This window comes from Vibrio sp. PSi01 (genome assembly GCF_054960695.1).
Genome location: NZ_JBHNYN010000001.1, coordinates 104,951 through 117,150, shown reverse-complemented (window position 1 = coordinate 117,150; position 12,200 = coordinate 104,951). Strand labels below are relative to the sequence as shown.

At 44.3% G+C, this 12,200-nt stretch carries 12 protein-coding genes and 1 other annotated feature; of the genes, 3 read left to right on the top strand and 9 right to left on the bottom strand.

Annotated features, from left to right (window positions below):
- Positions 1-20 precede the first annotated feature (20 nt).
- From lpxH to ACFI6G_RS00495, 3 genes are all read left to right on the top strand, one after another.
- Positions 21-755 carry a UDP-2,3-diacylglucosamine diphosphatase gene (gene lpxH / locus ACFI6G_RS00505; protein WP_010440026.1) on the top strand — a complete coding sequence of 245 codons (735 nt, stop codon included), beginning with the start codon at positions 21-23 and terminating at the stop codon, positions 753-755.
- Between the two features lie 123 nt (positions 756-878).
- Positions 879-2,096, top strand: coding sequence for an EAL and HDOD domain-containing protein (locus ACFI6G_RS00500; RefSeq protein ID WP_010440023.1), 1,218 nt, complete (start codon positions 879-881; stop codon positions 2,094-2,096).
- A gap of 118 nt (positions 2,097-2,214) precedes the next feature.
- The gene (locus ACFI6G_RS00495; RefSeq protein WP_016784629.1) at positions 2,215-2,739 is read left to right on the top strand and encodes a YchJ family protein; all 525 of its coding nucleotides are present in this window, start codon (positions 2,215-2,217) and stop codon (positions 2,737-2,739) included.
- A 183-nt stretch (positions 2,740-2,922) separates the two neighbouring features.
- Here the strand turns inward: ACFI6G_RS00495 and hisIE are convergent, their stop codons facing one another.
- From hisIE to ACFI6G_RS00450, 9 genes are all read right to left on the bottom strand, one after another.
- Positions 2,923-3,573 carry a bifunctional phosphoribosyl-AMP cyclohydrolase/phosphoribosyl-ATP diphosphatase HisIE gene (gene hisIE / locus ACFI6G_RS00490; protein WP_010440017.1) on the bottom strand — a complete coding sequence of 217 codons (651 nt, stop codon included), beginning with the start codon at positions 3,571-3,573 and terminating at the stop codon, positions 2,923-2,925.
- Positions 3,570-4,343 carry an imidazole glycerol phosphate synthase subunit HisF gene (gene hisF / locus ACFI6G_RS00485; RefSeq protein WP_010440014.1) on the bottom strand — a complete coding sequence of 258 codons (774 nt, stop codon included), beginning with the start codon at positions 4,341-4,343 and terminating at the stop codon, positions 3,570-3,572. Before hisF ends, hisIE begins: the two co-directional genes overlap by 4 nt.
- A complete protein-coding gene (gene hisA, locus ACFI6G_RS00480) occupies positions 4,325-5,062 on the bottom strand; it encodes a 1-(5-phosphoribosyl)-5-[(5-phosphoribosylamino)methylideneamino]imidazole-4-carboxamide isomerase (protein ID WP_010440012.1) in 738 nt (245 codons plus the stop codon). Before hisA ends, hisF begins: the two co-directional genes overlap by 19 nt.
- Positions 5,063-5,105: 43 nt before the next feature.
- Entirely contained in the window at positions 5,106-5,720 is a 615-nt protein-coding gene (gene hisH, locus ACFI6G_RS00475; protein ID WP_016786272.1) for an imidazole glycerol phosphate synthase subunit HisH, read from the bottom strand.
- A 25-nt stretch (positions 5,721-5,745) separates the two neighbouring features.
- A complete protein-coding gene (gene hisB / locus ACFI6G_RS00470; protein WP_010440001.1) occupies positions 5,746-6,834 on the bottom strand; it encodes a bifunctional histidinol-phosphatase/imidazoleglycerol-phosphate dehydratase HisB in 1,089 nt (362 codons plus the stop codon).
- 127 nt (positions 6,835-6,961) lie between these two features.
- Entirely contained in the window at positions 6,962-8,002 is a 1,041-nt protein-coding gene (hisC, locus tag ACFI6G_RS00465) for a histidinol-phosphate transaminase (protein WP_010439993.1), read from the bottom strand.
- A gap of 9 nt (positions 8,003-8,011) precedes the next feature.
- A complete protein-coding gene (gene hisD / locus ACFI6G_RS00460; protein WP_016768564.1) occupies positions 8,012-9,313 on the bottom strand; it encodes a histidinol dehydrogenase in 1,302 nt (433 codons plus the stop codon).
- Entirely contained in the window at positions 9,313-10,209 is an 897-nt protein-coding gene (gene hisG / locus ACFI6G_RS00455; RefSeq protein WP_016768563.1) for an ATP phosphoribosyltransferase, read from the bottom strand. The genes hisD and hisG overlap by 1 nt, the downstream gene beginning before the upstream one ends.
- A gap of 53 nt (positions 10,210-10,262) precedes the next feature.
- Positions 10,263-10,398: a sequence feature (His leader region), on the bottom strand.
- Positions 10,399-10,586: 188 nt separating this feature from the next.
- Positions 10,587-12,179, bottom strand: coding sequence for a Na+/H+ antiporter NhaC family protein (locus ACFI6G_RS00450; RefSeq protein WP_010439990.1), 1,593 nt, complete (start codon positions 12,177-12,179; stop codon positions 10,587-10,589).
- Between the last annotated feature and the right edge of the window lie 21 nt (positions 12,180-12,200).

The following is a 12,200-nucleotide window of genomic DNA, read 5'->3' as shown; positions in this document are numbered from 1 at the left end:
TCGCTCCCTTTTTTAGACCTATGAAAACATATTTTATATCAGATCTGCACTTAGCCCCGTCGCGACCAGACATCACAGATTGTTTCTTAACCTTCATGAAAAACGAAGCCGTAGAAGCGGATGCACTGTATGTACTTGGTGACCTTTTCGAGTTCTGGATTGGTGACGACGATACGAGCGATTTCGCTACTTCCATTCGCCAAGCATTTATTGATCTAGTTAACACTGGCGTGCCTTGTTATTTCACTCAGGGCAACCGGGACTTTTTAGTTGGTAAAAAGTTTGCCAAACAAACGGGCGTCCAACTACTAGATGAAGTTTCAACGATCGATATCTACGGACAAAAAGCCGTGGTATTACACGGTGATACCTTGTGCACTGAAGATGTAAAGTATCTCGCCTTCCGTGAAAAAGTACATCAGCCCTGGCTACAATGGGTATTCAATAGAATTCCATTCTTTATCAAAAAGAAAATTGTTTCTAAGGTTCAATCCGATATCAAGGACGACAAGCAGACTAAGTCTTTAGACATCATGGACGTAACACAACAAGAAGTTGAAAATGTGATGGCGCAAAATAATGTAGATCTCATGATCCACGGTCACACGCACCGCCCAGACATTCATAGGTTCAATACCAATAGTTGCACTAAAACTCGTATCGTACTTGGTGATTGGTACACGCAGGGCTCAGTTCTGGTATTCACTCCGCAAAGTTTTGAACTACAGAATCGTGAGTTTAGCAACCGCTTTTAACGTCACTCCTCATCTTTCACATTGATTATTATTATGGGTCAGACTTTCTAAGATTGTAGATGGTAATTTTTCTCCAATTAGCTATTATCTCTGTATCAGAACTAAACCGAACACAGTACGAAGTTGAAATATTCATATGTAGCGCGTCAGCCAATACTCGATGCTGACAAGAAAACCATAGGTTACGAGTTGCTATTCAGGGACGGTCCTAAGAACACTTTCCCTGAAGTAGAACCGGAACTCGCTACAAGCCGCTTGCTTTCCGATCACTTCCTATCAACTCACTATAATACGCTTGGTGATAAGTTGGGGTTCGTGAATTTTCCTTATGCAAGTCTGATTAACTTAGTCCCTACCCTCTTTCCGAAAGAAAGCCTCGTTGTTGAGGTTCTTGAAGATTGTGAACCAACGGACGAATTGCTTGAAGCGATCAAAACCATTTACGACGCGGGTTATACCATCGCGTTGGACGACTTTGTGCCAAGCAAAGCATGGAAACGTTTCTTGCCTTACGTATCTATCATTAAATTTGATATTCGTTTGATCTCAATAACAAAAGCATCAATGTTCATGAACTCTATGAGAGAATTGGATATCAAGTTTCTTGCCGAAAAAGTTGAAACTTACGATGAGTATCAAGAAGCGAAACAAGCCGGATTTTCTTATTTTCAGGGTTACTTCTTCAGTAAACCGGAAATGATCCAAACTCGCGCACTTAGTCCTGCTTTTCTGACTATCGTTCAGTTACTAAAAGAAATAGCCCACGATCCTATCGATTTCAGTGAAGTCGAACGTTTGATCACATTGGATGTAACACTCTCTTATAAGCTACTCACCTACGTAAACTCTGCGGGCGGTTCAGCGACGACTATCCGTTCATTTCGCCAAGCACTCATTTACCTTGGGGAACAGAAACTGCGTAAGTTCGTTTCACTAGTGGCAATCGCATCTGCGAAAGAAGATAAACCGGATTCACTTTATGGTTTAGCGGTACTGCGCGCTCGTCAATGTGAACTGTTAGTAGAAAAGATGAATGTGAAAGTTGAACCTGGACAAGCCTTTTTAACCGGCATGTTCTCGCTACTCGATTCACTCTTTGATCAGCCTTTAAAGCAAGTATTGGACTCAGTACCCATCGATGAAGAAATCAAACAAGCTCTTATTCAGCGTAAAGGTGTACTTGGTGCGATCATGGCGATGGTCATTGCGTACGAGCAAGCTCGCTGGGATGAAGCGACACGCATTCGTAAGCTGCTCAAACTGAGCGAAGCAGACCTCGGACAAGCGTATGATGAGGCCACTACTTGGGCTCAAGATCTGTTATCACCTTCATTGAAATAATACACTCCCTACAAAAACAGCAATAGAAACTAAGCTTTGGTGAGCGATCGTTTCTTGCTAAACTCCAATGCATTCATTTATGGCCTCTTAATCGAGGCCATTTTTACAGGAACTGACTATGTCTTTATGCCCTTGTGGTAGCAAAAATACTTACCAACAGTGCTGTGAATCCGCACATCTTGACCACAATTCAGTCGAAACACCTGAACAATTGATGCGCTCACGCTATTCTGCACATGTACTTGGTTTGGTTGATTATGTGGTTGCTACTTACCACCCGACTTGTAATGCAGAAGCGCAGAGAGAAGGTATTGCTGAATCCATTGATAGTGATTGGGCGGGTTTAGAAGTCATCGATACTGCCGCAGGTTCACATGAGAACGAAGGCTTTGTTGAGTTTAAAGCTTACTTCAACGACGGGGCTGAGCAGTTCTGTATGCAAGAACGTTCTCGCTTTGTTCGTGAAGACGGTATTTGGTTCTACATTGATGGCGCTTTCCCCAATCAAGAAAATGAACAAGAAGACGCAACACAACCAGAGATAGATCCTCGCCTAAACCAAACTGTAGAGAGCTTCAAGATCGGCCGCAATGACCCGTGTATTTGTGGTAGCAGTAAGAAGTATAAAAAGTGCTGCGGCTAACTCATGTGTCTAGGAAGTTAGATTAAGAGGAGAGTTTCCTGATGTCGCTTAGACTCCTCGGAATGACGAGGCCTAAAGTCGAAGAGATATTCTCAAGAATTGAATGCTAAAAAAGCCCCGTAAACATAATTGTTTAAAGGGCTTTTATTTATCTGTTACGTAGTCGATTAATCTAAAGAGAGCTTACTTATGGCGCTCTTTTAATTTGTTCACCACATCGTTCATCGATAAGCCTTGGTCTTGTAAAAGAACCATCAAGTGGTAAATCAAATCTGCTGATTCACACACTAATTCCGCCTTATCGCCCGACGTCGCCGCAAGCGCGACTTCAACGCCTTCTTCGCCCACTTTTTGCGAAATACGCTTGGTGCCACGGGCATATAAACTGGCAGTATAAGAAGACTCAGGGTCTGCGTCCTTGCGGGCAGCCAGTAGCTGCTCAAGCTGATGAAGCCACACCATCTGTGTTTCTTCTTGTTTGTCTCCATCCCAACACGTTGTTGTACCTGTGTGGCACGTTGGGCCAATGGGATTTACCTTAACAAGTAAAGTATCGTTATCGCAGTCCAAAGCGATGTTTTTCAGTTGCAATACGTTGCCCGACGTTTCACCTTTCGTCCAAAGACGCTCTTTAGTACGAGAGAAAAACGTAACATTGCCAGTTTCACCGGTTTTCTCAAGTGCTGCAGGGTTCATGTATCCCATCATTAACACTTGGCTAGATTGGTAATCTTGAACAATGGCAGGAACTAAACCATCTACTTTTTCCCAGTTAATACGCTCTGATAATGCGCCTACTGTTGTTTTTGATAAGCTTGCGGTTTCAAAACTCATAGTCGCACCTCTACATCTTGTTGTTTTAAATACTGTTTAAGTTCACCAATATTGATGACTTGTTTGTGGAATACCGAAGCCGCTAGTGCCCCGTCCACGTTTGTCTTCTTGTAGGCTTCAGCAAAGTGTTCCATCGCTCCTGCACCACCAGACGCAATCAAAGGTACATTACACACTTCGCGTACCATGTTTAACTGATCAATATCGTAGCCATTACGAACACCATCTTGGTTCATCATGTTTAACACAATCTCACCTGCGCCACGCTTTTGTACTTCCTTCACCCAATCTTTGGTTTCCCACTTGGTTGCTTTAGTACGCGCTTCATCGCCAGTGAACTGGTAAACCTGATATTTACCGGTATCTTTATCGAAGTATGAATCGATACCAACAACAATACACTGCACGCCAAACTTATCAGCAAGGTCAGTAATCAGTTGTGGGTTAGCCAATGCAGGCGAGTTAATTGAGACTTTATCTGCACCAAACTCAAGAATGCGTGCTGCATCTTCCGCTGACTTGATACCACCAGCCACACAGAAAGGAATATCAATCACTTCTGCTACGCGTTTCACCCAGCTTTTATCGACCACACGTCCATCACTTGATGCAGTGATATCGTAAAACACTAATTCATCAGCGCCCTCTTCTGCATAGCGTTGTGCTAGCGGAACGATGTCACCAATAATTTCGTGGTTGCGGAATTGAACGCCCTTAACCACTTGCCCATCACGGACATCCAAACAAGGGATTATTCGCTTTGCCAGCATGCAAATGCCTCCTCTGCGGTGAATTTGCCATCAAGCAGTGCGCGACCAACAATCACACCCGCAACGCCGCTGCCTTTCAGAGCTTCGATATCAGCTAGGCTGCCAATACCACCCGATGATTGAAATTGTACTTGTGGGTACTGCTTACAAAGGTCAATGTATAACTCTACGTTTGATCCTTCTAGCGTGCCATCACGTGAAATATCTGTACAGAGAACGTGTTTGAGGCCAACCGTTAGGTAATCTTCAATTAGCGCTTCGATGGTCACACCTGAATCTTCTTGCCAACCTGAAATCGCCACTTTACGTGTGCCGTTTTCATCAATGTTGATGTCCAGAGCAAGTACGATTTTTTCAGCGCCGTATTTTTCCATCCAACCTTTCACAAGTTCAGGTTGTTTAACAGCAGTCGAGCCAACCACAACGCGCTGTGCGCCGGCTTCTAGCAAATCAATTACATCTTGTTCATTGCGAACACCACCACCAATTTGAATATTGGCTGGTGTGCTTGCAAGTAGCTTGGCGATTAAGTCTAGCTGGCGAGCTGTTGTATCTTTTGCGCCGGTTAAGTCTACTAGGTGAAGCCAACCTGCGCCTGCTTGGTGATACAGATTAAACTGCTCTGCTGGGTCTACTTTGTATTCTGTTACTTGCCCGTAATCGCCTTGGAATAAGCGAACTACTTGGCCTTCAATTAAATCTAATGCGGGAATAATCATTTACATTCCTTATAGGGCAACGTTAGCCGTTGCCTAATCCTTATTACAATTCCAAGAAGTTCTGAATCAGCTTAGAGCCAGCTTTTGACGAACGCTCTGGGTGGAACTGAACACCATAATAGTTGCCACTTTGCACTGCAGCTGTGAACGGATTACCGTAATCACATTGTGCGATAGTGTAGTCACCCACTGGCATTGCGAAGCTGTGGACAAAGTAGAAGTACTCGCCCTCTTCAATATCTTTGAATAAAGGGTGGTTAGGTGTCGCGGTAACTGTGTTCCAACCCATGTGTGGTAGCGGTAAATCACCCGTCTCAAGTAAACGAACTTCACCATCACACAAGCCTAAACATTCAACCAACGCGTCAGCCTTTTGGCCCTTCTCTTGAGACAGTTTGCCTAACAGTTGCATACCTAAACAGATACCTAATAGAGGCTTCTCTACTTGCTTCACAAGAGAGACAAGGTCACGCTCTTGCAGGTTATTCATTGCCTCACTTGCTGTACCTACACCGGGTAGGAATAGCTTGTCGGCAGCAAGAACCACTTCTGGCTCTTTTGAAATTTCAACCGCATAGCCCAAACGTTCAATGGCAAATTTCACCGAAGAAACGTTGGCACAACCAGTATCAATAATGACGACTTTTTGATCTTTCATGGTTTTTTCCTTGCTAACGTTAGCCTTACAGGACGCCTTTGCTGCTTGGTAACTCGTTACCTTCAACTTTGATTGCTTGGCGAAGAGTACGACCAAACGCTTTAAACAGGCTCTCAATGATGTGGTGGTCATTATTGCCATTAGAAGAAAGGTGTAGCGTACAAGCCAATGTATCGGTTAGAGAACGGAAGAAGTGAACCACCATCTCTGTTGAAAGATCACCCACTTGCTCACGGCTGAACTTAGCATCGAACTTTAGGTATGGGCGACCAGAAAGGTCTAGCGCACACTGAGCTAAACACTCATCCATTGGTAGGCTGAAACCAAAGCGACCAATACCACGTTTGTCGCCTAGCGCATCTTTCAATGCTTGGCCTAGCGCAAGCGCTGTGTCTTCTACTGTGTGGTGATCATCAATGTGTAGATCGCCCTTCACAGTCAGGTTCATTTGGAAACCGCCGTGTGTCGCGATTTGATCAAGCATGTGATCGAAGAAACCCATGCCAGTGTCGATCTTGTTACCACCGGTTTCGTCAAGGTTTACTGCAACCTTGATATCAGTTTCTTTAGTCGTACGAACCACTTCAGCAACACGTGCATTAACCGTCAGATCTTTAACAATCTGTGGCCAGTTAAGCGTACCTTCCGTTTCCGCATCTGGGCCATATTGAATCCCGCGAATTGCCATGTTCTCAGCAAGTTGAAGATCAGTCATTCGATCGCCAATCACAACAGAATGTTGAAAGTCGACTTTACCGCCCTGTAGATACTCTTTAACCATACCCAACTTAGGCTTGCGGCAAGAGCAGTTGTCTTCGTCAAAGTGAGGACAAATAAGCACGTCGTCAAACTTAACGCCTTGAGACTCGAAAAACTCCATCATCATATTGTGTGGTGCATCGAAATCTTCTTGTGGGTAGCTATCGGTACCTAGACCATCTTGGTTAGTCACCATCACTAAACGGTAGCCCGCATCTTGCAATGCTAACAAGCTAGGAATCACGAGCGGTTCGAATTTTAATTTGTCTAAACGGTCTACTTGAAAATCGACTGGCGGCTCAACAATTAAGGTGCCATCACGGTCTATAAAAAGTATTTTCTGTTGTTTACTCACTTGAACTTCCTTTTAATTTTAAATCTGGTGGCCTAGCTAAAATCAACCGCTAACCCAAATGTCTGATTCATTGGCCAGCTATGTTGATTAAACACAGCTGTCCAATGTGATTACTGGTAAGCCTTCGTTACTGAAAAAAGTTACGAATGAATCCAAGTGTCTTTTCGCACTCTTCTCGATTACCAATACTAATACGAACACAATCTTCAATTGGCGAATTACGCAAGATGATGCCAGTGTCCCATGCCGCTTTGAACAATTCGTCACCGTTAGGGAATTTAACCAATAAATAGTTACCCCAACCATCAAATACCGTTACTTGAGGTATACCAAGTAGGCCAGCTTGTAAATAAGCGCGATTAGCACTTAAATCGAGAACTTGAAACTTAGCTCTTGCTAAACCTTGCTCTGAAAGGGCTTGAACCGCAATGTCAGCAACAGGGATTGGCACTGGGTATGGTGCAATCACTTTCAACAGTACATCGATAAGCTCTTTGTTTGCTAGCGTAAAGCCACAGCGTAGTCCCGCTAATGCGAAAGCTTTGGAAAGAGTACGCAAAATCGCTAAATTCGGATATTGAGCAAGCAAATCGACCGTTGACGCTTCAGGGCAGAAGTCGATATACGCTTCATCCATCACCACAATCGCTTTGTCTTGCGTCATTTCAAGCAATTTAATGATGTCTTTACGATCAACTAAGTTACCCGTTGGGTTGTTTGGGCTACAAACAAATATCACTTTCACGTTGTCTAGTTGAGCTTCAATAGAGGGAAGATCTAATTGCCATTCAGAGGTCAGAGGCACCACTTTACGTTCGACACCAATGGTTTCGGCGCTGATCGCATACATACCGTAAGTGGGTGGACAGTAAAGAATTGCATCTTCGTTTGGCTCACAGAAAGCGCGAATCAGTAACTCAATGCCTTCGTCAGCCCCACGTGTTGTCAATGTTTGCTCTGGTGTTACACCTGCATATTGTGCGTAAGCATCGATTAATTCTTTTGGCTGACATTCACTGTAGCGGTTAAGGCGAGTCAGATTTAAGCTGTACTCGTTATCAAACGGAGATTCATTGGCGTTCAACCATACATCTCCGCTACCGCCAATGCGCCTTGCAGACAAGTAAGGTGTTAGAGCCTGAACTTGTTTTCTTGCTAACTTTTCCATGCTCCGCCCCTACTTCGCTCTATTTAACTTTTCAACTCGGATAGTCACAGCACGCTTGTGAGCATCCAAACCTTCGGCTTCAGCCATCGTCACCACTGTCGGTGCTAGACCTTTCAAGCCATCGGCTGTTAGTTCTTGTACTGTCATACGTTTAGAGAAATCTGCTAAACCTAGGCTCGAATAGGTTTTGGTGTAACCGTAGGTTGGCAATACGTGGTTTGTACCTGATGCATAATCACCTGCAGACTCTGGAGACCAGTCACCCAAGAATATTGAACCTGCATTGTCTAGCAACGGCAACAACTCACGTGGATTCTTGGTTTGAACAATTAAGTGCTCAGGACCGTAGAAGTTCGAAATTGCGATAGCTTGAGTGATTGATTCTGAGATGATAATCAAGCTAGATGCTAATGCTTGCTGAGCGATGTTAGCGCGAGACAACTCTTTCAGTTGTTTCTGCACCGCATCCGTTACTTGATCAGCAATAACCGGAGACGGCGTAACCAAGACAACCTGAGAATCAGGGCCGTGTTCCGCTTGGCTCAATAAATCCGCAGCGATGAAGTCTGCATCTGCAGTTTCATCTGCAATCACCATCACTTCTGATGGACCAGCAGGCATGTCAATTGCAGCACCACGGAAGTCATTGCTGACTTGGCGTTTCGCTTCCGTTACATAGGCATTACCCGGGCCGAAGATCTTATCGACTTTAGCCACACTCTCGGTACCGTAAGCCATTGCCGCAACCGCTTGACCACCACCAACGTTGTAAACCTCGTCGATCTTACAAAGCTTAGCGACATACAAGATTTCATCAGCAATTGGTGGAGGCGAACACAAGACAACTTTACGACAACCCGCAATCTGAGCGGGTACACCTAACATAAGAACCGTTGACGGAAGTGGCGCACTGCCACCAGGAATATAAAGACCAACCGTATTAATCGCGCGCGTTACCTGCTCACACAAAACGCCAGGTTGAGTTTCAACCTTAATTGACTGAGGCTTCTGAGCTTCATGAAACTTGGCAATATTGCTATAAGCTTGCTCTAGCGCTTGCTTCATTTCTGGTGTTAGACGAGCACACGCCTCTTCAATCTCATTCGAAGTAACTCGAATTGATTCAGGAGTCACACGATCGAACTTTTCAGTCAGTTCTTTGAGTGCGGCGTCGCCTTCATTTCGTACTTTTGCAATAACATCAGAAACAGTCGCTGTGATGTTTGCACCTTCAGTAATAGCTGGACGCTCTAATACCGAGTCTTGCTGTGATTCACTTAAAGATTGCCAAACAACGGTTCTCATCGTCACTACCCCATCATTTTTTCGATTGGTAATACTAGAATCGAGCTTGCACCCAACTCTTTCAGCTGTTCCATAGTTTCCCAGAACAAGTTCTCAGTACTTACTAGGTGAACGGCAACTTTGTCTTTATCTGTAGATAGAGGAAGAACAGTAGGATCTTCAGCTCCAGGCAATAGCGCTTTAATTTGCTCTAATTGAGACGTTGGTGCGTGAAGCATGATGTACTTCGACTCTTTCGCTTGCTGAACACCTTGCATACGAGTCAGTAGTTTTTCAATTAATGCTTCTTTGTCTGCATCAAATTCGCCGGTGCGTTGAATTAACGTTGCTTTAGATTGAAAAATAGCTTCTGCTTCTTTTAGGCCATTCGCTTCTAGCGTAGCGCCTGTAGAAACCAAATCTGCGATAGCGTCCGCTAGTCCAGCTCGAGGTGCTACTTCAACTGAGCCTGTTAGCATACAAGTGCTGAATTCAACACCCTGCTCATCCATGTAGGCTTTTAGTAGTTGTGGGTAGGTTGTTGCAATACGTTTACCCGCTAGGTCTTGTGGGCCGTTGTATTCTTCATCTTTGTTGATAGCGATAGAAAGGCGGCAACCACCGAAATCTAAACGACGTAGTGTGCGAAATTGCGATGGCTCTTTTAGAGCAACGCGGTCTAGGCGAACTTCTTCTAGCTCATTTTCACCAATGAAACCTAGGTCAACCACACCGTCCATGATAAGACCTGGGATGTCATCATCACGAACCAGTAACAAGTCGATTGGCATATTAAGTGAATGAACCACTAGGCGCTCACCCATGATGTTAAATTTAACACCACATTTTTTAAGTAAGTCTTGGCACTCTTTACTTAAGCGACCTTTCTTTTGAATTGCGATTCTTAGGCGTTGTGTCTGCATTGCTGTATCCCTGTGCAAATATTTGAATTTATTGATTATTTAAAAGTGCTAAAACTAAAAAACCCTCGGAAGACTTTGTCGTCCCGAGGGTTTAAATCTAAATTCTTTGACTTAACCTCCGGGAGAATTCTTGCTCCCGGGTATACGTAAATCTCCCCGAAAGACTAGATAGGGTGATGATGGTGATGAATGTTCATTACTAATTTACGCATACTTATAAGCTCTTAGGTTGTTTGCTGTCTTGTCTCCACACTAACTAAGCTGACATCCTTTTTCAACCATTTATTCGAACTTTTTTCACTAAAACTCAAATTAATTTAACAGGTACAAAAAAGGGAAGCCGCAGCCTCCCTTTTCATTATTCAATCAGATGATGATTAGCTGTTGCACGTCGCCATTTTGCAGCGAGAGAAATAAGCCAATGCAAAGCATACAGCAACAAACGTTAGAGACGCCGCACCAAATGCGATGCCAGTTGATGATGTCATACCTAAGGTAATGAAACCAACACACGATACGAAGGCCACAGACAGCGCATAAGGAAGCTGAGTCGATACGTGGTCAATGTGGTTACAACGAGCACCGGTAGAAGAGAGAATCGTCGTATCAGAGATTGGAGAACAGTGATCACCAAACACAGAACCCGCAAGAACCGCACTTAACATAGGCAGAATCAGAGCGATGTCAGAGGCTGCAGCCATGTCACCCGCGATAGGAAGCATGATACCAAATGTACCCCATGATGTGCCTGTCGAGAATGCCATCAGGCCAGCAAGAAGGAACAAAATAACAGGTAGCCAGTGGTAATCAATGTTACCTGTTGCTAGAGACGAAAGGTAAGAACCGGTTTTCATGTCACCGATAACAGAACCGATAGTCCATGCAAACACAAGAATCAGGATAGCGCCAAACATAGAGCTAGCACCGATCCACATTGTTCTTGCGATATCAGACATTGGCAGCTTTTGCTTAAACACTGTCGCTAGCGCAACAAGCAGGCCAACAACACCACCGTAAACAAGAGACTTGCCTACATCTGTATTTTCAAACGCACCAAGCAAGTTGAATGCTTGACCGTCAGCGGTAAGCGCTTGACCACCGGTATAAAGCATTGCAGCTACCGTCGCTACGATTAACGATACGATTGGCATAACGAGATCAGAGACAGAGCCGTTTTCACTCTCTTGAATGTCTAGCTCTTCATTTAGGTCGTGAGCTTGCTTTTGATCGTTGTCACCTTCAAAGCCACGGCCTTGAGATGCTTCGATCTCATGTTCACGCATTTTACCAACATCTAGACCGAACCATGCAACGGCAAATACCATTAATAGTGCGAACACAGCGTAGAAATTCATCGGGATAAGACGAACGTAAGCACCCAATGCTGAGTACTCTGTCACACCGTGTGTTACTAAGATGCCACCAATAATAGTAATGATGTAAGCACCCCAGCTAGAAGCCGGCATGATCACACACATTGGAGCAGCAGTAGAATCCAGAATATAAGCAAGCTTAGCGCGAGATACGTAAAAGCGGTCTGTAACAGGACGAGAGATAGCACCTACCGCTAAGCTGTTGAAGTAATCATCAACAAAAATGAACACACCCAAGAAAGCAGCAAGTAGTTTTGAACCACGTTTGCTCTTAACACGAGACTGGGCCCACTCAGCGAATGCTCGCGTACCACCAGATAATGTTAATAAGGCGGTTGTCATTCCAAGAATAATTAGGAATGCGACGATGCTCATGTTCCAGGTATTAATGCCACCATCTTCGATGAAAACACCAGAAGCTTTAGTAAACACGTAGCTAGCTGCGTTACCTACTGAGTAATCAGCAAGTAAAATCGCACCCATAACGATACCGACACCCAAGGAAACCAATACACGGCGGGTAACAATAGCGAGAGTTAAGGCCACAAGGGGAGGAAGCAAAGATAAAGGTGATGTTGCAAAATCTATTAAATTCATGATCTTCAAAAACCAGTTTTT